The sequence below is a fragment of the Streptomyces sp. SAS_270 genome (genome assembly GCF_052543295.1).
Genome location: NZ_JBMNDS010000008.1, coordinates 4,147 through 26,733, shown reverse-complemented (window position 1 = coordinate 26,733; position 22,587 = coordinate 4,147). Strand labels below are relative to the sequence as shown.

Below are 22,587 nucleotides of genomic sequence, written 5' to 3'. Positions count from 1 at the left end.
GGCTGAACAGCGCCTCCGGCCACCTCCGAAGGGAAGTCGTATGACCACGCGTCCGAGACGGAGAAGCCTGCTGCTCGCGGCCGCCGGGACGGCCGTGGCCGCCTCCGCGCCCGCCGAGGCCACGGCCGGGCCCCGCCCCACCCCCGTGGTCATCGGCCACCGCGGCGCCGCCGGCTGGCGGCCCGAGCACACGGCGGCGGCGTACACCTACGGCGTGCAGACGGGCGCCGACTGGATCGAGCCGGACCTCGTGCCCACCAAGGACCACGTCCTGGTGGTCCGGCACGAGAACGAGATCTCCCAGACCACCGACGTCGCCGCACACGCCGAGTTCGCCGGGCGCAGGACGACGAAGACGGTGGACGGGAAGCCGGTCACCGGCTGGTTCACCGAGGACTTCACGCTCGCCGAGCTGAAGACCCTGCGGGCGGTCGAGCGCCTCCCGCTGGTCCGCAACCGCAACACCGTCTTCGACGGCCGCCTCGAAGTGCTCACCTTCCAGGAGGTCGTGGACCTGGCCCGCCGCCTCTCGAAGACGTACGGCCGCACGGTCGCCGTCTTCCCGGAGACCAAGCACCCCACCTACTTCCGCTCCCTCGGCCTGGAGCTGGAGCCCGAACTGGCCCGTCTGATCCGGCGCAACCGGCTCGGCGCCCGCGAGTGCGTGGTGCAGTCCTTCGAGCCGACGAGCCTCAAGCGGATCGCCGCCGAGCGGCTGCGGGTCCCGCTGTGGCAGGCCCTGGGCACCACCGGCGGGCCCTACGACCTGGTCTCGTCCGGCGACCCGACGACGTACCGGGACATGATGACCCCGGCGGGCCTGGCGAGGATCGCCGCGTACGCGCAGTGGATCGGCCCCGACAAGTCCTCGCTCGTGCCGGTGGGCGCGGACGGCCGCCTCGGCACCCCCACCGCGCTGCTCGCCGACGCCCACGCGGCGGGCCTGAAGGTCGGCCCGTACACCTACCGCTGCGAGAACCAGTTCCTGCCGGCGGACTTCCGGCGCGGGACGGGACCGAACGACTTCGGTGACGCTTTCGCCGAGTACTCCCTCTATTACGGGCTCGGGGTGGATGCTGTCGTGACGGATTTCCCGGATCTGGCAGTGATCGCGCGGAGGGGCTCGTGACCAAGTACCTGGACTGCCCGACCTGTGGCGGCATGCACGACTTCCGCCTGCTGAACGACGCCGAGAAGGCGGCCGTCAGGGCGACCAAGCGGTTCACCTACGTGCACGATCTCTGGCGCTGCACCGTCCGGGGGTGCGTACGGTTCCAGCGCTGGGACAAGAAGAACGAGGGCGGCCTCCTCCCCGAGGAGTTCCGGGAGAAGGCCGCCGAGTCGTGACGCGTGACCCGTCTCGCGCCGGGTGACCTACAGGTTGCTGAAGTCCGGCCCCGCCGTCCGCGTCCGCTTGATCTCGTAGAAGCCCGGCACGGAGGCGACGAGCAGCGTGCCGTCCCACAGCTTGGCGGCTTCCTCGCCCTTGGGGGCCGGGGTGACGACCGGGCCGAAGAAGGCGATCTGCTCGCCGTCGGCGCCCGGCACCGCGATCACCGGAGTGCCGACGTCCTGGCCGACCTTCTCGATGCCCTCCTTGTGGGAGGCGCGCAGCTCGGCGTCGAACTCGAAGTCATCCTGGTCGGCGTAGTCGATCAGGCCGGCGGGGAGGCCGACCTCGTCGAGCGCGGCGGCTATCGCTTCCTTCGTGGGGCCCTGGCCCTCGTTGTGGAAGCGGGTGCCGAGCGCGGTGTAGAGCGGACCGAGGATGTCGGAGCCGTGCTTCTGCCAGGCCGCGGTGACGACACGGACGGGCGCCCAGGCCTTGGTGGTCAGCAGCTCGCGGTACTCCTCGGGCAGTTCGTCCAGCTTGGGCTCGTTCAGGACGGCCAGGCTCATGATGTGCCAGCGGACCTCGATGTCCCGGACCTTCTCCACTTCCAGGACCCAGCGCGAGGTCATCCAGGCCCAGGGGCACAGCGGGTCGAACCAGAAGTCGACAGGGGTCTTCTCGGACACAGCGGACATGGCTCTCCTCGGAAGGCGGTGTTTCACGGGGCAACACCGACGGGCGCCCACCCCATTCCCGGTGTCCGGTGTCAGGTGCACATGGCAGGATCGGTGCTGTTCAGCCGTACCCGTGACCAGACACACACGCCACAAGGGAGTGCCGCCCGTGCCCGGTGAGAATCTGTCCCGCGACGAGGCCCGGGAGCGGGCCGCCCTGCTGTCCGTCGACGGGTACGAGGTATCCCTCGACCTGCGGTCCGCGGTCGGGGACGCGCAGAGCGAGCCGCGGACGTTCCGCTCCGTGACCACGATCCGCTTCCGGTGCGCCGATCCGGGGGCCACGAGCTTCGCCGACCTGATCGCGCCGAGTGTGACGGCGGTCTCACTCAACGGCAAGGACCTCGACCCGGGCAGCGTCTTCGACGGGACGAGGATCGAGCTGGCGGAGCTGGCCGCCGAGAACGAACTCGTCGTCGACGCCCAGTGCGCGTACTCCCGCACCGGCGAGGGCATGCACCGCTTCGTCGACCCGGAGGACGGCGAGGTGTACCTGTACACGCAGTACGAGCCCGCCGACTCCCGGCGGGTGTTCGCGGGCTTCGAGCAGCCGGACCTGAAGGCCCCCTACCGCTTCGAGGTCCGGGCGCCCGAGGGCTGGACGGCGTGGAGCAACGGCGTCGGCGAACTGGTCGACGGGGTGTGGGAGTTCGCCGAGACGAAGCCGATCTCGACGTACATCACCGCCATCGCCGCCGGCCCGTACCACTATGTGACGGACTCCTACGAGCGGGTCTTCGAGGACGGTACGCGGCTGGAGATCCCGCTCGGCGCGATGTGCCGCAAGGGGCTCGCCCGGCACTTCGACGCGGACGACGTCTTCCTCGTCACCAAGCAGGGGCTGGATTTCTTCCACGACCACTTCGACTACCCGTACCCGTTCGGGAAGTACGACCAGGCGTTCGTGCCAGAGTACAACCTCGGCGCGATGGAGAACCCCGGACTGGTCACGTTCCGCGAGGAGTTCATCTTCCGCGGCAAGGTGACGCAGGCCGCGTACGAGCGCCGCGCCAACGTCGTCCTGCACGAGATGGCGCACATGTGGTTCGGCGACCTGGTGACCATGGTGTGGTGGGACGACCTGTGGCTGAAGGAGTCCTTCGCCGACTTCATGGGCACGTTCTCGATGGCCGAGGCGACCCGCTTCACCAACGGCTGGGTCACCTTCGCCAACAACCGCAAGGCCTGGGCGTACCGCGCCGACCAGCTCCCCTCCACACACCCGATCACGGCCGACATCCGTGACCTGGAGGACGCGAAGCTCAACTTCGACGGCATCACGTACGCCAAGGGTGCCGCCGTTCTGAAGCAGTTGGTGGCGTATGTCGGCCGGGACGCCTTCCTTGAGGGTGCGCGCCGCTACTTCAAGCAGAACGCGTACGGCAACACGCGCCTGGGCGACCTGCTGTCGGTCCTGGAGGAGACGAGCGGGCGCGACATGACGGCCTGGTCGCGGGCCTGGCTCCAGACGGCGGGCGTCAACTCCCTCACGCCGCAGGTGATCCTGAACTCCGAGGGCCGCATCACCGAGCTGGCCGTGCTGCAGGAGGCGGCGGAGTCCCACCCCGAACTGCGGCCGCACCGGGTGGCGGTGGGCCTGTACCGGCGCTCGCCCGAGGGCGCCCTCGAGCGGTACGCGCGCGCCGAGGTGGACGTCGAAGGACCGCGCACCGTCGTCGGTGAACTGGCCGGAGCGGACGCCCCCGAACTGGTGCTGGTCAACGACGACGACCTGACGTACTGCAAGATCCGCTTCGACGAGAACTCGCTCGCCACGCTGCGGGACCAACTCGGCGACCTCACCGACCCGTTGTCGCGCGCCCTGTGCTGGTCGGCGCTGTGGAACCTCACGCGCGACGCGCTGATGCCCGCCCGCGACTTCGTCGACCTCGTCCTGCGCTTCGCGGGCCGCGAGTCCGACATCGGCGTCCTGCAGATGCTGCACGCCTGGGCGAACTCGGCGCTCACCCACTACGCGCAGCCGCAGTGGCGCGAGACGGGCGGGCGCCTGCTCGCGGAGGGCGCGCTGCGGGAGCTGCGGCTCGCCGAGCCGGGCAGCCAGCACCAGCTGACCTGGGCGCGCTTCTTCGCGGCGGTCGCGTCGAGCGAGGCCGATCTCCAGCTCCTCCAGGGCCTGTTGGAGGGAACGGCCAAGATCGACGGTCTGGAGGTGGACCAGGAGCTGCGCTGGTCGTTCCTGGAGCCGCTGGCCGCGCACGGTGCCGCGGACGAGACCGTTCTCGGGGCCGAGCTGGCCCGCGACGACACGGCGTCCGGCAAGCGTCACCAGGTGCGCTGCCTCGCCGCCCGCCCCTCGGCGGCGGTCAAGGCGCAGGCGTGGGCGTCGGTCGTGGAGTCCGACGCCCTCTCCAACGCCCTGGTCGAGGCCACGATCGCGGGCTTCGCCCAGTCCTCGCACCGCGAGCTGACCGCGCCGTACGCCCCGAAGTACTTCGAGGCGATCGAGCGCGTGTGGGCCGACCGCTCCATCCAGATCGCCATGGACGTGGTGAAGGGTATTTTCCCCTCCCTCCAGGACTCACCGGAGACCCTGGACGCCACGGACAGCTGGCTGACCGCCCACGAGGACGCGCCGCCGGCCCTGCGCCGGCTGGTCCTGGAGGCCCGGGACGACCTGGCGCGAACGCTGCGGGCGCAGGCCTGCGACGGGGCCGCCGCCGGCTGACACGAGCATGGCAGCCATGGCCAAGGATTGAGCCTGCCGTCACCGTTACGAAATTCAGGCAAACGGAACCGTAACCCCTGGTCCCACCCGAACGGACCAGGGGTTTTCCCTGCCTACTCGGCAACCGAACACCCGTCCTTTAGCGCCATCTTGTCCAGATTTGTCGACAGGCGTGTAACAGCGGTTAGGACGCCGATCCGTAGCGGGAAACCCCGGGTCATGAACCACAACACCCCGCTCTCCCCGCTCTCCCCCCGCCCCCTGCGTCACCTCTCCGACGTCCAGCGCCGCGTCCTGACCACGGGCCAGCTGCGTGAGCACGGCGTGACGGCCGCCGAGACGAACGAGCAGTGCCGCCCCGGCGGCGCCTGGCAGCAGCTCCTGCCGGGGGTCTTCCTGCTCCACCCGGGCCCGCCCACCTCGGAGGAGCGGCTGCACGCGGTCCTGCTGTACGCGGCCCGCGGCCCGGTGCGCGAGCTGTCGACGGCGATCCCTGCGCAGCCCGGCTCGGAGGAGGCACACGCGCCGCTGCGCTACACCGACGCGGTGGTCACGGGTCTTGCCGCCCTCGCGCTGCACGGCTTCGCGTCCGCGCCGCCGCTGCTCTCGCTCGACCGGATCGACGTCCTGGTCCCCCGGCTGCGCCGGCTGCGCTCGACGGGCTGCGCCCAGGTGATCCGCACGGCCGCGCTGCCCGCGCCCGACCTCGTCGCGGGCGTCCCGGTCGCCCCGGTCCCGCGCGCCGTGGCGGACGCGGTGGCCGAGCTGACGGACGCGAACGCGGTACGGCGGCTGCTGACCGAGGCCGTACGCGGAGGGCACTGCGAACCCGCCGCGGTGGTACGGGAGTTGACCCAGGCCAAGCTTCTGAACCGCCCGCACGTGGTGGACGCCGTCGACTCCCTCATCGCCGAGGGCCGCGCGATCGCGGAGGACCGCCTGTACCGGATGGTCCAGGAACACGGCCTGCCCGACCCGGTCTGGAACGTGGACCTCCGGCTCCCCGGCGGCCCTCACCTCGGCGGCCTCGACGCCTACTGGCCCGACCAGGCCGTCGCCGTCGAGCTGGACACCCGCGCCCCCCGCCAGGACGAGGACGCCATGTGGTCCGAGTACGCCCGCAAACGCGAGGTCCTCGAACGTCTCGGCATCACCGTCGTGTACATCACCCCGAAGAAGCTCCGGGAATCCCTCGACCAGCAGGCCACCGTCGTCCGCACCGCCCTGATGGCGTCGAACGAACGCGACCCGGCCGCCTATGTCGTGGTGCTGCCGCGGTAGTGACGGACCGAGCCCGCACCAGGAGGGGAGAGGAGGGGCCACCGGGGTGCCGGGGGCCCCTCCTCGTATGTGTCCGCAGGCAGGGCCGGATGTCTACTCGGTCCCGCAGAACTCCGCCTCGATCACCGCCCCCGCGTCCCCCGACCAGTCGCCGTTGAAGTTGAAGGCGAGGGAGTGGCGGCCGTCGGGGGTGGTCGCGGCTGCCGAGGAGGAGCCGTGGATGCCGCCGTCGTGGCCCCAGAGGTGGGTGCCGCAGGAGAGGGTGATGTCGGCGATGCCCAGGCCGTAGCGGTTGGCGGAGCCCTCGATCCTGATGGTGGTCTTCATCTCCTTGAGCTGCTTCTTCGGCAGGAGCTTGCCGCGCAGGAGGGCCGAGTAGAAGCGGTTCAGGTCGGCGGAGTCAGAGATCACCTCGCCGGCGGAGGAGGCGAGGGAGGGGTTGAGTTTCGTGACGTCGTACGTCGGACCCGTCGCCGTCTCGGCGAGCTTGGAGTAGGCCCGGCTGCTGGGCTGCGGGACCGTGACCCGGGTGCCGGGGAGCGAGGTCGCGCTCAGGTGGAGCGGTTCGATGATGCGGTGGCGGATCTCCGTCGCGTAGGAGTGGCCCGTCACGCTCTTGATGACCATGCCCGCCAGTACGTAGTTCGTGTTCGAGTAGCTCCACGACGTGCCGGGTGCGAAGAGCGGCTTGTGGGACATGGCGATCCCCACCAGCTGCTTCGGGGTCTTCGTGTCGTAGCGGTGCTTGAAGAAGCCGTCCTTCAGGAAGTACGTGCGGCCGAAGGTGTCGTCCGCCGTGTAGTTGAAGATCCCCGACGTGTGGTTGAGGAGCTGGCGCACGGTGATCTTCCGTCCGTCGTGGCCGTGGCCGTGGACCACGCCCGGCAGCCACTTGTCCACGGTGTCGTCCAGCGACAGCCTGCCCTCCGCCTCCAGTTGGAGCAGGACGGTGGAGACGAACGTCTTCGTGATGCTGCCGACCCGGTAACGGTCGTCGGCACTGCGCGGCTTGCCCGTCTTGAGGCTGCCCACGCCCGACGTCGCCTTCCAGGTGCCGTGCGCGTCCTTGGCCTGGAGCGCGACACCCGGGACGCCGTCCTTCACGGCCGCGTCCATGGCCGCCCGGGTGGCGCCGTGGTCCCCTCCCGCGGGCGCCGCGGTCGCGGGTCCTGCCAGTGTCGCCGCCAGCGCCACCGCGGTGACCGCCGCCAGCGCCGTACCCACTCCCGAAACCGGTCCTCTGCGCACCGACATGTCTTCCCCCTCCGTCGAGCTTCGTGGTCGCGGGGAAGGACCGGGGCGGGGTGCGCAAAGGTTGCCTGTGATACCGCAGTTGAGCGGGATTCAGCCCTTCTTCAGGACCAGCTCGGTGTTGCGGTCCACCGCCGAGCCCGTCAGGTCCGTCCTCGCCCCGGGGGCGTTGAAGGACAGTTCGCGGTAGAGCGCCGCCAGGCCCGTCTGGGTGAGGTCGGCGTAATCCGTGCGGTGCGGGGCGCCGGACTCGATGAGGGTGGTGAAGAGGGAGAGTGTGCCGTCGTGGTTGTCCACCAGCTCGATGACACGGGCGAGTTGGGGGAAGTCGACGTGCGAGGCGGTGGAGACCTCCCAGAAGGGGTGGCGGCCCGCGCCCTGGTGGGCGACGATCTCGTTGCGGTGGGTGTGGCCGTTCACCCAGGCCAGGACGTTGCGGTGGTTGCCGAGAAGAGCGACCAGCTCGGCGCCGTCGTGCCGCCGTTCGCGCGGGTGCGCCGGGTCGGTGCGCGGGTTCTGCATCGACTTGCTGGTGTGGTGACTGAAAACGATGACGTACGAGTCGTTGTTCTCGCTCAGCGTCCGCTCCAGCCACTTCAGCTGGGCCGTGCCGATGGAGCCCGCGTAGTGGCCGCCCGGGTCGGTGGTGTCCAGGCTGATGCCGAGGACGTCCTCGGCGATGCGGAAGGTGTAGTACTGCGTGTTCGCCGCGAGGTTCGCCGACGAGTAGCCGTGCCCGATGGGGCCGGGGCCGGTGTTCGCGGGGTCGAGGTGCGCCCGGAGGTATTCGGCGGGCGTGAACGGGGCGCGCCGCTCGTCCGGGGTGACCGAGCGCAGGTCGCGGGTGTGCGCCTTCAGCATGTCCCTGAACTGGACGCCCTTGGGGTCCTTGCCGTCCTTGATGGCCTTCAGCAGGGTCTTGCTGGTCGCGGCGGGCAGCGACATCAGCTTCTTGCCGCCGGTCGCGAAGTCGGTGAGGTAGGAGTCGCCGTGCGCGTAGCAGCCCAGGGGCAGCGCGTCGTGGTTGCCGACGGTGGAGTACCAGGGCAGACCGAGGCCGGGGCTTCGCACTTCGCGGATCGCGGCCTCCAGGAAGCCCTGGATACGCGGGAAGCCGAGCTGCTTGTCGGCGTCGCGGAGGGCGGCGTCGGGCTGCCAGTAGAGCTTGAGGTCGCTGTTCTGGACGCCCTCGTAGTGGCGCGGGTCACCGGAGTTGGGGGTGATGCGGCCACCGCTCATGACCTTCAGGAACCAGTCCAGTTCCGTCTTGGAGTTGTTGTCCGTGTTGTCGCCGGTGGTCATGACGAAGTGGAGCGGGGAGCCGGTGACGGGCGCTCCCCGCAGGGTGTTGACGCGCTCGACGAGCGAGACGGCGCCCGCGACGGACAGGGTCTCCTGCGGCCGCCAGGCACTCGCGGACTGGGACCGCAGGAACTCCAGGCGCAGCGGGTGCTGGGTGTCGACCAGGTGCAGGTCGGTGAACTGCACGAAGGCGGCGAGCGCGGTGCGCCGTGCGGCGCGGCCCGAGTGCGGCGTGGCGAGCTCGCCGCGCACGACGCGCTTCCAGGCGGGGCCGTCGCCGAGCCTGCGGTAGCCGGAGCTGCCGCGGGGCGTGGCGACCGAGGACAGCGTGGTGCCGCGGGTGTAGGGGGCCAGCGGCGCGGCGGGCGCCTGGCGGGACACGGCGATGGGTGCCTCCTGCGCGGCGGCAGGAGCGTGTCCGGTGGCGGCGTGGGCCGCGGAGTCGGGCCGCAGGGCGAAGCCGACGCCCGCGGAGAGGGACACCGCTCCGGTGGCGGCCAGCACGGTGCGGCGGTTGACGGCGGCGGGTACGGCGGAAGCTGCGGCGGTGGCGACAGAGCGTATGCGCGGCATGGCGCGATCTCCCCGAGTACGAACGCGTCGGCGGTGGTCGCGGGGAGTGCGTTGCGCGGACTCCCCGCTCACACTGGATCGTTGGCACCGGGGATGACCTGGACGTTAACTGAGCAGCAACGGGCAACGCCGATCACCGTACGTGGATCTTGGACTACCCTGCGCGGCCATGGAGCCCTCTCCGAACGGCCGGAAGCCGGTCACTCCGCGTTCATCTGCCGGGGTACTCCACCTGTTCCAAGGGGGGTTTTCCCGCTTCTCAGCTCTAGTCGACGGGGTTCTCCCGCTCCTCCGCCCGGGTCGCCGTCCGGCCCAGGGCCGGGCGCTGTCGCCACAGCTCCAGGCCGACGTCGACGAGTCCGACGCGCTGCAGCGCGGGCACCTCGTCGAGGGGGTGCCAGGCCGCCATGTCCGTGGAGCCGTTCGTCTCGTGGCGCAGGTCGCCGCCGGTGATCCGGGTCTCGTAGACGATCCTGAGGCCCTGGAAGTCGGCGGCGGTGCCGAGCCGGCGTGGGTAGCGGCGCCGGGTGGAGTCGATGCCGAGGAGGGTGAGCGGCTCGACGGTGTAGCCGGTCTCCTCCTCGGCCTCGCGGATGACGGTGTCGTACGGGTCCTCGCCGTGGTCCATGCCGCCGCCGGGCAGCGTCCACCGCTTGGTGCCGTCGCCGGCGACCCAGCGGGCCAGCAGCATCTGTCCGTCCCGTACGCATACGGCGTAGGCCGCCACCCTCAACTCCTTGTGCATGCCCAGACGTTACGACAGGGCGGGGTTGGCCGGTGAGTACTCGGGCGGTCCCCAGCGCAGCGGACTCGCGCCCGGGGCATCCACGACCCCCTCGACGGTGAAGCGCACCGTCCGCTCCCCTTCCCCGTCGAACTCCGTCCGCGCCCGGCCCGTGAGCTGGAGCACCGCCCCCGACGTCCAGTCCAGGAAGAGCAGGCCGCAGCGCGCGTCGGCCGTCAGGTTGCCGAGGGTGAGGTACATGGAGTTGCCGGGATAGTCACGCCAGTTCAGCTCGCGCGGGGAAGTGACGTGCACGAAGCCTGGGTTGCCGCCCCGGTGGCTGGCGTCGGCGCCGTGCGCGTGCACGGTGGCGATGAAGAAGGTGTCGGCGCTCTCGATGAACTCCCGCTGCGAGGAGGTGAGTTCGCTGCCGTGCCGGGGCGCCACGGCAGCCCGCTCGACCGTCTCGTACGTCTCTCTGCGCTGCAGGTATTTCGGGCAGTTGGAGAACACCTGGTCGGCGTCGATCGCGAGGCCGCGGGCAGTGGGGGTGGACCGGCCGTTCAGGCGCATACGGCGGCGGGTGCGCGGGTCGAGTTCGATGGTGCCGACCGCCGTGCCCGCGATGGCGAGGGCGGCGGTGAGCGGGTCGCCCTCGCGGGGGCCGCCCCGGACGGAGATCCGGTGCGGTCCCGTCGCCCGCACGAACCCGGGTTCGCCGGTGAGCAGCGAGGCCCAGACCGCCCCGGTGTCCGGGTCTGCGGCGCCGATGACCAGCATCGGCTGGAGTTCGAGGAAGGCGGCGGCCACCGGGCGGATGCCCTGCCCGATGGAGCGCCCCACGTGATCGGCGAGGTCGCGGACCCCGACCCGGTCCTGCACGGCCCGCGAGCCGGAGTGATAAGTCACCGCTCCTCCTAGAAGAAACCGCAGGTCGGAGCCGACTCCGACGGCGCTGTCGCACCCTCGACGCCGCTCGGCGTGTAGATCTCCAGCCGGGTGCCGTCGGGGTCGTGGAAGAAGATGCCGCCGGACGCCGATCCCTCGCGGTGGGCGACCACACCCTCGTACGCGAACTCCACCCCCTGGCCGCGCAGGGCCTCCTCGTACGCCCGCACCCGCTCGACCGTGTCGACCTCCAGGGCCAGGTGATGCAGGCCCGCGCGCCCCTTGTCGTACGCGCCCTGCGCCTGCTGCCAGAGGGTGAGCACGAGCTGTCCGTCGGTGCCGAGGAACGCGTACCTGCGGCCCTCCTCCTTGCCCTCGCCCATCACCTCGAAGCCGAGGACGTCGCGGTAGAAGGCGAGCGAGCGGTCGAGGTCGGTGACATTGAGGCCGATGTGGCCGGTGCGCAGGGTCATGACAGTCCCCATCCGTTCCGTCGGCGGCAGCCCTTGATGGCTAACCCCTGAAAATGAGATTAGAGGTTAGAATCGAAGAATACAACCGCTCACGTACTCTTGACCGGTTAGCACGGAAGGGAGCCCCACATGTCCGCCGCCCACGACCCGCGCCCGCTCACCGGTGAGCCGCTCGCGCTCGACCTGATGAACACCCGGTGGATGCACGAAGGTGCGGTGCAGGATCTGCTGACGGACACGGACGGGCTGGCGGTATGGCTGGCGGCCAACGGGCTCGACTTCCCCGCCGACGAGGCGGTCCTTCGCCATGTGCACCAAGCGCGCGACGCGCTCAGAAGCGCGGTGGACGGCTCACTCACCGAGGGCGCCGAGCGCGTCGACGCCGTGCTCGCACACGGGCGCATCCGGGCCACCCTGAGCACAGAGGGGCCGGGCGAGCAGCCCGAGTTCAGCAACCCCTCCTGGGGTCCCGCATGGCTCGCCGCCCGCAACTACCTGGAGCTCCTGAGCACCGCCCCCGACCGCATCCGCCGCTGCGCGCACGGCTCGTGCATCCTGCACTTCTTCGACACGTCGAGGAACGGCACACGCCGCTGGTGCTCGATGGCGGCGTGCGGCAACCGCGCGAAGGCGTCCCGCCACTACGCGCGAACGAAAGAGAGTTAAGTCGACACAAAGGGATATCCCTACCGACCGATATGTCCATCGATAGCGGGCTATCACTGGCGTGACGTATGGCGGAAGTACGCCATGGCTTCATCTCGCCTCGGTCAACTCTCCCCAAACATCTGCCCCTTAGGCAAAGCTGAGCGGTCATCCGGGTTCACATACCGGACTGACGTGATCGCGTTCCGTGACATCAGCGGAACCGGTCACTCCACGCTCGTTCCTTTACCTACAAGGGATGCTGATGACCCCCGAACCTCAGCGCGCTCCGATCTCGGGCGCGAGACGCGCGGCCCGCATAGCCGTGGCCGCGGGCCTGGTGGCCGCGCTCTCCGCGGCCGGGCCGATACCCATGGCCTTCTCCGCGGACACGGACACCACTCCGGCCGACCCCGCCGTCAAGTCCGCGAGCGCCAAGCTCGGTTCGGACGACGCCGACCTCCTGGCACAGGCCAAGACGGACGGCGCCAAGAACGTCACGATGATGATCGCCACCGCTCCCGGGCAGACCGAGCAGGTCGCCAAGGAACTGGACGCGGTCAAGGGCGGCTCGGTGGGCCGGGCCTACGACAAGCTCGGCTACGTCCGCGCGACCGTGCCCACGGGCAAGGCCGACTCGGCCATCGCCGCCGCCGAGAAGCTGTCCTCCGTGCACGGCATCGACCTGCGCCAGGAGATAGCCCTCGACGACCCCACCCCGAGCGCCGACACGGCCAAGGGCGCCAAGGAGCAGGCCACTTCGGCAGCCACGTACCCGGCGCCGAACGAGAAGACCCCCGCCGTCAACCCGTACAACCCGTCCTTCGAGACGGGCGCCGTCGACTTCGTGAGGAAGAACACGAAGGCGGACGGCCGGGGCGTCACCATCGGCATCCTCGACTCCGGCGTGGACCTCGGCCACCCGGCACTGCAGAAGACCACCACCGGCGAGCGCAAGATCGTCGACTGGGTGACCTCGACCGACCCGATCCTGGACAGCGACGCCACCTGGCGTCCGCAGGTCACCCCGGTGTCCGGGCCCACCTTCACCTACAGCGGCAAGACCTGGACGGCGCCCGCGGGCTCGTACCAGGTCAGCACCTTCAAGGAGTCCGCCACCACGGGCGGCGACGCCAAGGGTGACGCGAACCGCGACGGTGACACCACCGACTCGTGGGGCCTGCTGTACGACCCGGCGGCCGGCACCGTCCGCGTCGACCTGAACAACAACAACGACTTCACCGACGACACACCGATGAAGCCGTACAAGGACGGCTACCAGGTCGGCTACTTCGGCACCGACAACCCGTCGACCGACGTCGTCGAGCGCCAGCCGTTCGTCGTGCAGATCCGCAAGGACGTCCCGATGGACCCCTACGGCGGCGACTGGGTCGGCCAGAAGCGCGACTTCGTCAACATCGGCGTCATCGAGTCCGAGCACGGCACGCACGTCGCGGGCATCACCTCCGCGAACGGCCTGTTCGGCGGCAAGATGAACGGTGCCGCGCCGGGCGCGAAGATCGTCTCCTCGCGCGCCTGCACCTGGACCGGCGGCTGCACCAACGTCGCGCTCACCGAGGGCATGATCGACCTCGTCACCAACCGCGGTGTCGACATCGTCAACATGTCCATCGGCGGTCTGCCCGCGCTGAACGACGGCAACAACGCGCGCGCCGAGCTCTACACCCGCCTCATCGACACCTACGGCGTCCAGCTGGTGATCTCCGCGGGCAACTCCGGCCCCGGTGCCAACACCATCGGCGACCCCGGCCTGGCCGACAAGGTCATCTCGGTCGGCGCGGCCATCTCCAAGCAGACCTGGGCGTCCAACTACGGCTCGCAGGTGAAGAAGCCGTACGCGATGCTGCCCTTCTCCTCGCGCGGCCCGCGTGAGGACGGCGGCTTCACCCCGACGCTGACCGCGCCCGGCGCCTCGATCAACTCCACCCAGACCTGGCTGCCGGGCTCCCCGGTCGCCGAGTCGGGTTACACGCTGCCGGCCGGCTACTCGATGCTCCAGGGCACCTCGATGGCCTCGCCGCAGGCCGCGGGCGCCTCCGCGCTGCTGCTGAGCGCCGCCAAGCAGCGGCACATCGCCCTCACCCCGGCCGTCCTGCGCACCGCGCTGTCCTCGACCGCCCACCACATCGACGGTGTGCAGGCGTACGAGGAGGGTGCCGGCCTCATCGACATCGTGGACGCCTGGGACGCCATCAAGGACGGCGCCACCGCCCACGACGCAGTGCCCAATAACTACGTCGTCAAGGCGCCGGTCGACACCGCGATCGACGGCGCGCTGAAGACGCCGGGCTTCGGCACCGGCCTCTACGACCGCGAGGGCGGCCTCAAGGCGGGCCAGAAGAAGACGTACGACGTCACGATCACCCGTACGTCCGGTCCGGACAAGGCCGTTCGCCACGATCTGCACCTCGCGAACAACAAGGCCGGCACCTTCAGGATCGTGGGCAAGGGCGAGGTGACGCTGCCGCTGAACAAGCCGGTGACCGTCAAGGTCCAGGCCGCCCCCGAGTCCGCGGGCATCAAGAGCGCGATCCTTGAGGTCGACGACCCGGCGACCGAGGGTGTCGACAAGCAGATCCTCACCACCGTCGTGGTCTCCACGCCGGTCAGGTACACGTTCTCCGCGTCGGGTTCGGTGCAGCGCAACAGCACCCGCTCGTACTTCGTGACGGTCCCCGCGGGCGCCAAGTCCCTGGAGGTCGCCATCGGCGGCCTGGCCGACAAGAGCCAGACCCGCTTCATCGGGATCCACCCGTACGGCGTTCCGGTCGAGGACACCGGCACCCCGTACTGCTACAGCAACTACCCGAACACCAACGGCTGCAAGCCCGACGTGCGCGCCTACACGGACCCGCAGGCCGGCGTGTGGGAGATCGAGGTCGAGTCGCGCCGTACGTCGCCGCTGCTCGACAACCCGTACAAGCTGAACGTCGAGGTGCTCGGCGCCGCGTTCGACCCGGCGGTCGTGACCGTTCCCGAGGCGAAGGTCGGCACCCCGGCCGCCGCCTCCTGGAAGGTGACGAACAACTTCGCCGCGCTGGACGGCACGCTGAAGGGCGGCCCGCTCGGTTCCTCGAAGAACGCGCGGCCGACCATCACCGAGGGCGTCACGCAGACCACCACGGTCGACGTGCCCGCGGGCGCCAAGTCGCTGAACGTCGCCATCGGCAACGTCTCGGACGCGGCCGCCGACCTCGACCTGACGGTGTACAACGCCGCGGGCACCCAGGTCGGGCAGTCCGCGGACGGCGACTCGGAGGAGGCGGTCTCCATCGCCTCGCCCGCCGCCGGTACGTACACCATCGAGGTCGTGGGCTACTCGGTCCCGTCGGGCTCGACGGCGTACGACTACCAGGACGTGTTCTTCTCGTCCACGCTCGGCCAGGTCACGGTCGACGAGTCGACGCCGGTCAAGCTCGCCACGGGCGGCACGGCGACGGTCTCCGGCTCGGTCACCGCCGCGGCCGCGGCGCCCGAGGGCCGGGAGTTCTTCGGCCAGGTCCAGCTGGTGAACGCGCGCGGCACGGTCGCGGGCCTCGGCAGCGTGAAGATCGAGAAGGTCACCCCGTAGTTCCTGCGGTGATCGGGGCGGGCGTCCGGGAACGGGCGCCCGCCCTTTCTCATGCGTGCCTGGACTTCCTTGCCGTTACTGGCACTTGATGCCCTTCGACTCGGGCAGCGCGTCGAGGATCGACTGCCGTTCGCGGGCGATGGGTTTCTCGCCCACGGTCCAGTGATCCGGGCCGGGAGCGTCGCGCATGATGGTGATCAGCGCGTGCTGGCCCTTGCGCAAGGGTGGCTGGAGCTCGTCGGCCACCACGAAGTTGACCTCGCCCGAGCCCTTCGCCGGCTTGTAGTAATGGCTGACGTCCAGGGTGACCCGGCTTTCGTCGTCGCCCGCCATCGGCTCGACTTCGGCGACAGTGCCCTCGACGACGAGCCGCGCGCAGGCGAGGTAGCCCGGGACGCCCACCGAGGCGCCTTTCGCGTCGCCGCTGCTGCTGTCCGCCTTGCTGCCGGCGTCGTCCGCCCCGCTCATGGCGTTGCTTCCGCCGGTCTGGGACAGCAGCCAGCCCATGCCGACGAGCGCCGCGGTGACACAGACCGCCACGAGCGCGCCCATGGCGAGGGCTAGGGGACGGCGGCCGCGCGTCCTCGGGGCGCCTGCCGGTCGGCGCGCCCGCCGCCTCGGTACCCGTACCGGTCCGGCCTCCTCCACCGGCTCCGCCAGCGCGTCCCCGAGAAGCGCCAGCTGCTCCCGCAGCAGCGCCACGTCCGCCACCGCCGCACGATGCTCGGTGGCGAACTCCGGGTCGTCGTGGGCTCCTTCGGGCAGCGGTTCGTCCGTGATCGCGGCCAGCAGCGCGTCCAGTGCCGCACTGTTCTCGTGTTCGGCCACGTCACACCACCTCGTCCTCGTGCAGGCGTTCGCGCAGTGCGCGGACCGCCGTGTGCAGCCTGCTCTTGACCGTGCCCTCCGGTATGCCGAGCTCCTCGGCGATCCCGCGCACCGGCAGGTCGGCGTAGAAGCGCAGCACGAGGACCTGGCGCTGGGCGTCGGGCAGCTCGTCCAGTCCCTGGGCGACAGCGAGCTGGAGCACGCTGGACTCCTCGCCGGAGGGGTGCGCCGGCTGGCGCAGCGAGGCCAGCCGCTCGCCGAGGCGCTCCTGGCGGCGTTTGGCCCGGTGCCAGTCCATCGCGAGGTTCGAGGCGACGACCGCCGCCCACGCGGACACGTCGCGCGGCGCCTCGTCGCCCTTCGCCGCCCGCTCCAGCAGCCGCAGCCTGACCTGCTGCACTCCGTCCGCCAGGTCGGTCTGGGGCATCCCGCCGAGCGCCAGCACCGCCCGCACCCGGCGTTCCTGGGCCGCGTCCAGGGGATCGTCCACCCCCGGGGTGTCCCCCTGGCCACGGCGCGCCTTTCTGCGCAGCACAGCCACCCCTCTCCTCGCCGCGTTTCCTTTACGACGCAGGACCGGGCGGAAACGTTCGCCGTAACGTACGTCACACCCCGGGGATGTCCTGTCCCACTCCTCGGGCTCCACGCCGAAAGGATTGGACAGGTGGGCCCGGGTGAGACGCATGATGGAAGAACCGAGCCAGGTAAAACGCAGGTATAGGGAGTCGCCGTGAAGGTCGGAATCGTCGGAGCCACCGGTCAGGTCGGCACGGTCATGCGCAGCATCCTCGTCGAGCGGAAGTTCCCGGTCGACGAGCTGCGCCTGTTCGCCTCGGCCCGCTCGGCGGGGACGGTCCTCGACGGTGTGACGGTGGAGGACGCCACCACGGCCGACTTCTCGGGCCTGGACATCGTGCTGTTCTCGGCGGGCGGCGCCACGTCGAAGGCGCTGGCCGAAAAGGTCGCCTCGCAGGGCGCGGTCGTGATCGACAACTCCTCCGCCTGGCGCCGCGACCCGGACGTGCCCCTGGTGGTGTCCGAGGTGAACCCGCACGCGATCGCCGACCGCCCCAAGGGCATCATCGCGAACCCGAACTGCACGACGATGGCCGCGATGCCGGTGCTGAAGCCGCTGCACGCGGAGGCGGGCCTCGAAGCGCTGGTCGTCGCCACCTACCAGGCCGTCTCCGGCTCTGGCCTCGCGGGCGTCGAGGAGCTCTTCGAGCAGATCAAGAAGGTCGGCGACGATGCGCCGAAGCTGACGCACGACGGTTCGGCGGCGGAGTTCCCCGCGCCGAACAAGTACGTCGCACCGATCGCGTACAACGTGCTTCCGCTGGCGGGCTCCATCGTGGACGACGGGCTGAACGAGACCGACGAGGAGCAGAAGCTCCGCAACGAGTCCCGCAAGATCCTGGAGATCCCGGCCCTCAAGGTCTCCGGCACCTGTGTCCGCGTCCCCGTGTTCACCGGTCACTCCCTGCAGGTCAACGCCCGCTTCGCGCGTCCGCTGAGCCCCGAGCGCGCGACCGAGATCCTCGCCGGGGCCGAGGGCGTCGTCGTCACGGACGTCCCGACCCCGCTCACGGCCGCCGGCCGCGACGAGTCCTTCGTCGGGCGCATCCGCCGCGACGAGACCGTCGAGAACGGTCTCGCCCTCTTCGTCTCGGACGACAACCTCCGCAAGGGCGCGGCGCTGAACGCGGTGCAGATCGCGGAGCTCGTCGCCAAGGAGCTGAAGGGCTAGGGGGTGTTTTAAAAGTCCCGCACAGCACCCACGGCGCCCAGGACCTTCAAAGCACCCCTAGGCGCTGGTTGCCCGGGGCCCCGCGCCCCTGCGCACCTCGAACTGGAAGCAGCCGTACTCGACGGCTCTGACGTGCACCAGGGCGACCTCCGGGTCGGCGAAGGCTTCCGCGAGGGCAGCGTCGAACCCGTCGGCGGCCGTCTCCGGTATTTCCAGGAGGCGGCCGCCGACTATGTGTCCCTCCGCGTTGTAGCGGCGCAGCGTGCGCAGGGCGCCGGGACGGCTGAAGGGGTAGTCGTCGGGGTCGGCGTCGGGCCCCTCGCACGGGTCGGCATGGATGAAGACCGGACCCTGCTCGTCGTACGCGCCCGGCTTGGCCCAGGTCTCGGCCGCCCAGCGGCGCAGCGGGGCGTACGAGACGAGGGCGATCTCGTCGCCGGCCTGGGCGGGTCGCAGGCAGCAGCGGAGCGGGCCGCCGCTCTCCGTGGCCGTGTACGCAACGCAGGGGCGGCCCGCGTCATCGGTGTCGCGAAGCTCCTTGAGAGCCGCCGGCGGGATCGGGAGTGCGGTGTGGTTGGTCATGGCTCCAGGCTCCTTCCGGCGGGTCGGCATTTCCGGCGGTATTCGGACGTCGCGTTCGACCGGGCCTGGTCGTTGCTCAGCCCTGGGCGGAGGCGGCCCGGGCGCGCTCCGGGTAGCGGGCGGTGAAGGAGGCGGCGACCGCGAAGCCGGCCACCTGGACGGGGATGGACACTCCGCTGCCGAGGTCGCCCGCGTACACGGCGGCCAGCGCTGCGGCGGTCACCGTGAAGGAGGCCGCCCAGAAGGCGGTGATCACCACGTTGATCCTGCGGAAGAGCGGGGTGTCCCAGACCTCGCGCGGGGCCTGCTTGCGGGCTATGCCGGTGGTGAAGGGGCGGCCCACGGCGAGCGTGGCCCAGGCGGTCACCGCCAGCCAGCCGAAGGAGAACGTGCCGCTGTAGTCCTGCAGACCACTGTCGGGGCGGGCGAAGGCGAAGGCGGTCAGGGCCGCGAAGTAGACGACGGTGCTGATCTCAAGGATCTTCGCACCGGCGGCCTCGCCCGCCTGGTGGTCCTTGAAGAGCAGCCAGGCACCGAGCGCGAGCCCCGTCAGCGCACCCCACTGCCAGCCGGCGGACGAGACGACGGCGAAGGCGATCCACGGGATGAAGCCGCGCAGGTAGTTCATGAGGGAGCTCCTAGATCAGGTCGGGCCGGGCCCGGCTGCACATTCCAAGTTCGACATGTCAAAATTAGAAGGTCCTGCATTGACGTGTCAAGAGTGGAAGGTAAAGTGGAGCCCATGAGTCTTCGCCATGCGGTTCTCGGGCTGCTCGCCGAAAAGCCGGCCAGCGGCTACGACCTGATGAAACTGTTCGAGTCCTCGCTGTCCAACGCCTGGCCCGCGACGCAGAGCCAGGTGTACGGGGAGCTGGGCAAGCTCACCGACGCCGGACTCATCGAGGTGGCCTCGGAAGGCCCTCGCGGGCGCAAGGAGTACGCCCTCACCGAGCCCGGCCTCACCGAGCTGCGGCACTGGCTCACCGATGTCGAGCCCACCCGGGTCAGACGCAGCGACGTCCTGCTGCGGGTCTTCTTCCTCGGTGTGCTCACCCCGCTGGAGGCCAAGGCCTACCTGGCCACCGAGGCCGCCCGCGCCGAGCGCCAGCACACGGGGCTCAGGGAGCTGGAGGCGTCGATCGACTGGGGCGACGACCCGATTTCGGTGCACGGGCGCCTCGCGCTGGAGTACGGGCTGCGGATCAGCGCCGCCCAGAAGGAGTGGGCCGACTGGGCCGCCGGGCAGCTGGAGACCCGCTGAGTGCGCCCGGGGCATAACCCCCTGCTCCGTGCTGCCCCGACATGGAAGGATGGCGCAACCGTCACATAACGAGGAGATGACAGGGTGCCTGGCACAAACCTGACCCGCGAAGAGGCACAGCAGCGGGCGAAGCTGCTCACCGTTGACTCGTACGAGATCGATCTCGACCTCTCCGGCGCGCAGGAGGGCGGCACCTACAGGTCCGTGACCACGGTGCGCTTCGACTCCGCCGAGACCGGCGCGGAGTCCTTCATCGACCTGGTGGCCCCGACCGTCCACGAGGTGACCCTGAACGGCGACCAGCTCCCGGTCGCCGAGGTCTTCAAGGACTCGCGGATCGCCCTTCCGGGGCTGCTGGAGGGCCGCAACGTCCTGCGTGTCGTGGCCGACGCCGCGTACACCAACACCGGCGAGGGGCTGCACCGGTTCGTCGACCCGGTCGACGAACAGGCGTATCTGTACACGCAGTTCGAGGTGCCCGACGCCCGCCGCGTCTTCGCGTCCTTCGAGCAGCCCGACCTGAAGGCCACCTTCCAGTTCACCGTCAAGGCGCCCACGGGGTGGACGGTGGTCTCGAACTCGCCGACGCCGGAGCCCAAGGACGACGTCTGGACGTTCGAGCCGACGCCGCGGATCTCGTCGTACATCACGGCGCTGATCGTCGGCCCGTACCACTCGGTGCACAGCGTGTACGAGAAGGACGGCCAGAGCGTGCCGCTGGGCATCTACTGCCGGCCCTCGCTCGCCGAGTTCCTGGACTCGGACGCGATCTTCGAGGTCACCCGGCAGGGCTTCGAGTGGTTCCAGGAGAAGTTCGACTACGCGTACCCGTTCGCCAAGTACGACCAGCTGTTCGTGCCGGAGTTCAACGCGGGCGCGATGGAGAACGCGGGCGCGGTGACCATCCGCGACCAGTACGTCTTCCGTTCGAAGGTCACGGACGCCGCGTACGAGGTGCGTGCGGAGACGATCCTGCACGAGCTGGCCCACATGTGGTTCGGCGACCTGGTGACCATGGAGTGGTGGAACGACCTCTGGCTGAACGAGTCGTTCGCCACGTACACCTCCATCGCCTGTCAGGCGTACGCGCCGAACTCGCGCTGGCCGCACTCGTGGACCACCTTCGCCAACTCCATGAAGACGTGGGCCTACCGGCAGGACCAGCTGCCGTCCACGCACCCGATCATGGCGGAGATCCGCGACCTGGACGACGTGCTCGTCAACTTCGACGGCATCACGTACGCCAAGGGCGCGAGCGTGCTCAAGCAGCTCGTCGCCTACGTCGGCATGGACGAGTTCTTCCGGGGCGTGCAGGCGTACTTCAAGGCGCACGCGTTCGGCAACACGCGCCTGTCCGACCTGCTGGGCGCGCTGGAGGAGACCTCCGGTCGCGACCTGACGACGTGGTCGCAGAAGTGGCTGCAGACGGCCGGCATCAATATCCTGCGCCCGGAGGTCACGACGGACGCGAACGGGGTCATCACCTCCTTCGCGATCCGCCAGGAGGCCCCCGCGCTGCCCACCGGCGCGAAGGGCGAGCCGACCCTGCGCCCGCACCGCATCGCTGTCGGCCTGTACGACCTCGACGACGACAGCGGCAAGCTGGTCCGCGACGACCGCATCGAGCTGGACGTCGACGGCGATCTGACGGCCGTACCGGAGCTGATCGGCAAGCGCCGCCCGGCCGTGTTCCTGCTCAACGACGACGACCTGTCGTACGCGAAGGTCCGTCTCGACGAGGACTCCCTCGCGTTCGTCACCGAGCACCTCGGCGACTTCGAGTCCTCGCTGCCGCGCGCCCTGTGCTGGGCGTCGGCGTGGGACATGACGCGCGACGCGGAACTCGCGACCCGCGACTACCTCTCGCTCGTCCTGTCCGGCATCGGCAAGGAGTCCGACATCGGTGTGGTGCAGTCGCTGCACCGCCAGGTGAAGCTGGCGATCGAGCTGTACGCCGACCCGACCGCGCGCGAGGCGCTGCTGAACCGCTGGACGGACGCCACGCTGGCCCACCTGCACTCGGCCGCCCCGGCCTCGGACCACCAGCTGGCCTGGGCACGCGCCTTCGCCGCCACGGCCCGTACGCCGGAGCAGCTGGACCTCCTGGAGAGCCTGCTGGAGGGCCGGGAGACCATCGAGGGCCTGGCCGTGGACACGGAGCTGCGCTGGGCGTTCGTGCAGCGGCTCGCCGCGGTCGGACGTTTCGACGAGGCGGAGATCGCCGCCGAGTACGAGCGCGACAGGACGGCGGCCGGTGAGCGCCACGCGGCGACCGCGCGGGCCGCCCGGCCGACGGAGGAGGCGAAGGCGGAGGCGTGGGCCTCGGTCGTCGAGTCCGACAAGCTGCCGAACGCCCTGCAGGAGGCGGTGATCGGCGGCTTCGTCCAGACCGGCCAGCGCGAGCTGCTCGCCCCGTACACGGACAAGTTCTTCGAGGTCGTCAAGGACATCTGGGACTCCCGCTCGCACGAGATCGCCCAGCAGATCGCCATCGGTCTCTACCCGGCGGTCCAGGTCTCCGCGGACACCCTCGCGAAGACCGACGCGTGGCTGGCCTCGGCCGAGCCCAGCGCGGCGCTGCGCCGGCTGATCTCGGAGTCCCGCTCGGGCGTGGAGCGGGCACTGAAGGCACAGGCGGCGGACGCGGCCGCGTAGTCGTCCCTACGGCCATGGGGGCGGGAGGGAGG

At 70.3% G+C, this 22,587-nt stretch carries 19 protein-coding genes; 9 read left to right on the top strand and 10 right to left on the bottom strand.

Annotation, left to right across the window (positions count from 1 at the left end):
- Positions 1-40 precede the first annotated feature (40 nt).
- Positions 41-1,129 (top strand): glycerophosphodiester phosphodiesterase, encoded by a 1,089-nt coding sequence (locus ACN6LB_RS07715; protein ID WP_445025123.1) that lies wholly within the window; start codon positions 41-43, stop codon positions 1,127-1,129.
- On the top strand, positions 1,126-1,347 hold the full coding sequence (locus ACN6LB_RS07710) for a hypothetical protein (RefSeq protein WP_356138534.1): 222 nt from the start codon (positions 1,126-1,128) through the stop codon (positions 1,345-1,347). Before ACN6LB_RS07715 ends, ACN6LB_RS07710 begins: the two co-directional genes overlap by 4 nt.
- Positions 1,348-1,374: 27 nt before the next feature.
- Here the strand turns inward: ACN6LB_RS07710 and ACN6LB_RS07705 are convergent, their stop codons facing one another.
- Positions 1,375-2,028 carry a mycothiol-dependent nitroreductase Rv2466c family protein gene (locus tag ACN6LB_RS07705; RefSeq protein WP_445025122.1) on the bottom strand — a complete coding sequence of 218 codons (654 nt, stop codon included), beginning with the start codon at positions 2,026-2,028 and terminating at the stop codon, positions 1,375-1,377.
- Positions 2,029-2,176: 148 nt separating this feature from the next.
- Between ACN6LB_RS07705 and pepN (ACN6LB_RS07700) the strand changes: the two genes are divergently transcribed.
- Both pepN (ACN6LB_RS07700) and ACN6LB_RS07695 read left to right on the top strand, forming a co-directional pair.
- Positions 2,177-4,753, top strand: coding sequence for an aminopeptidase N (pepN, locus tag ACN6LB_RS07700; RefSeq protein ID WP_445025121.1), 2,577 nt, complete (start codon positions 2,177-2,179; stop codon positions 4,751-4,753).
- Positions 4,754-4,972: 219 nt separating this feature from the next.
- Positions 4,973-6,034 (top strand): hypothetical protein, encoded by a 1,062-nt coding sequence (locus tag ACN6LB_RS07695; RefSeq protein WP_445025120.1) that lies wholly within the window; start codon positions 4,973-4,975, stop codon positions 6,032-6,034.
- Positions 6,035-6,127: 93 nt separating this feature from the next.
- Here the strand turns inward: ACN6LB_RS07695 and ACN6LB_RS07690 are convergent, their stop codons facing one another.
- The 5 genes from ACN6LB_RS07690 to ACN6LB_RS07670 all read right to left on the bottom strand — a co-directional run bounded on the left by ACN6LB_RS07690 (position 6,128) and on the right by ACN6LB_RS07670 (position 11,245).
- The gene (locus ACN6LB_RS07690; protein WP_445025119.1) at positions 6,128-7,288 is read right to left on the bottom strand and encodes a serine hydrolase domain-containing protein; all 1,161 of its coding nucleotides are present in this window, start codon (positions 7,286-7,288) and stop codon (positions 6,128-6,130) included.
- A 90-nt stretch (positions 7,289-7,378) separates the two neighbouring features.
- A complete protein-coding gene (locus tag ACN6LB_RS07685; RefSeq protein ID WP_445025118.1) occupies positions 7,379-9,160 on the bottom strand; it encodes a TIGR03767 family metallophosphoesterase in 1,782 nt (593 codons plus the stop codon).
- A gap of 265 nt (positions 9,161-9,425) precedes the next feature.
- Entirely contained in the window at positions 9,426-9,905 is a 480-nt protein-coding gene (locus ACN6LB_RS07680) for an NUDIX hydrolase (RefSeq protein ID WP_356138546.1), read from the bottom strand.
- Positions 9,906-9,914: 9 nt separating this feature from the next.
- Positions 9,915-10,793, bottom strand: coding sequence for a pyridoxamine 5'-phosphate oxidase family protein (locus ACN6LB_RS07675; RefSeq protein WP_445025117.1), 879 nt, complete (start codon positions 10,791-10,793; stop codon positions 9,915-9,917).
- Between the two features lie 8 nt (positions 10,794-10,801).
- Positions 10,802-11,245, bottom strand: a complete 444-nt coding sequence (locus tag ACN6LB_RS07670; RefSeq protein ID WP_445025116.1) for a VOC family protein — start codon at positions 11,243-11,245, stop codon at positions 10,802-10,804.
- Positions 11,246-11,374: 129 nt separating this feature from the next.
- On the opposite strand from ACN6LB_RS07670, the gene ACN6LB_RS07665 reads away from it, so the two are divergent.
- Both ACN6LB_RS07665 and ACN6LB_RS07660 read left to right on the top strand, forming a co-directional pair.
- The gene (locus tag ACN6LB_RS07665) at positions 11,375-11,911 is read left to right on the top strand and encodes a CGNR zinc finger domain-containing protein (RefSeq protein WP_445025115.1); all 537 of its coding nucleotides are present in this window, start codon (positions 11,375-11,377) and stop codon (positions 11,909-11,911) included.
- 244 nt (positions 11,912-12,155) lie between these two features.
- The gene (locus ACN6LB_RS07660) at positions 12,156-15,482 is read left to right on the top strand and encodes a S8 family serine peptidase (RefSeq protein WP_445025114.1); all 3,327 of its coding nucleotides are present in this window, start codon (positions 12,156-12,158) and stop codon (positions 15,480-15,482) included.
- 75 nt (positions 15,483-15,557) lie between these two features.
- Here ACN6LB_RS07660 and ACN6LB_RS07655 read toward each other — a convergent pair whose 3' ends face one another.
- Both ACN6LB_RS07655 and ACN6LB_RS07650 read right to left on the bottom strand, forming a co-directional pair.
- Positions 15,558-16,310 carry a hypothetical protein gene (locus tag ACN6LB_RS07655; protein WP_445025113.1) on the bottom strand — a complete coding sequence of 251 codons (753 nt, stop codon included), beginning with the start codon at positions 16,308-16,310 and terminating at the stop codon, positions 15,558-15,560.
- Position 16,311: 1 nt separating this feature from the next.
- Positions 16,312-16,851, bottom strand: coding sequence for a sigma-70 family RNA polymerase sigma factor (locus ACN6LB_RS07650; protein WP_445025112.1), 540 nt, complete (start codon positions 16,849-16,851; stop codon positions 16,312-16,314).
- A 189-nt stretch (positions 16,852-17,040) separates the two neighbouring features.
- Between ACN6LB_RS07650 and ACN6LB_RS07645 the strand changes: the two genes are divergently transcribed.
- Positions 17,041-18,057 (top strand): aspartate-semialdehyde dehydrogenase, encoded by a 1,017-nt coding sequence (locus ACN6LB_RS07645; RefSeq protein ID WP_445025111.1) that lies wholly within the window; start codon positions 17,041-17,043, stop codon positions 18,055-18,057.
- Positions 18,058-18,114: 57 nt separating this feature from the next.
- Here ACN6LB_RS07645 and ACN6LB_RS07640 read toward each other — a convergent pair whose 3' ends face one another.
- A complete protein-coding gene (locus ACN6LB_RS07640) occupies positions 18,115-18,639 on the bottom strand; it encodes a DUF1203 domain-containing protein (RefSeq protein WP_445025110.1) in 525 nt (174 codons plus the stop codon).
- A 76-nt stretch (positions 18,640-18,715) separates the two neighbouring features.
- Positions 18,716-19,267, bottom strand: coding sequence for a hypothetical protein (locus ACN6LB_RS07635; RefSeq protein WP_445025109.1), 552 nt, complete (start codon positions 19,265-19,267; stop codon positions 18,716-18,718).
- Between the two features lie 114 nt (positions 19,268-19,381).
- Here ACN6LB_RS07635 and ACN6LB_RS07630 point away from each other — a divergent pair, with 114 nt between their 5' ends.
- Together ACN6LB_RS07630 and pepN (ACN6LB_RS07625) are read left to right on the top strand one after the other, a co-directional pair.
- Positions 19,382-19,900, top strand: coding sequence for a PadR family transcriptional regulator (locus tag ACN6LB_RS07630; RefSeq protein WP_356138566.1), 519 nt, complete (start codon positions 19,382-19,384; stop codon positions 19,898-19,900).
- Positions 19,901-19,984: 84 nt separating this feature from the next.
- The gene (pepN, locus tag ACN6LB_RS07625) at positions 19,985-22,555 is read left to right on the top strand and encodes an aminopeptidase N (protein ID WP_445025108.1); all 2,571 of its coding nucleotides are present in this window, start codon (positions 19,985-19,987) and stop codon (positions 22,553-22,555) included.
- Positions 22,556-22,587 lie beyond the last annotated feature (32 nt).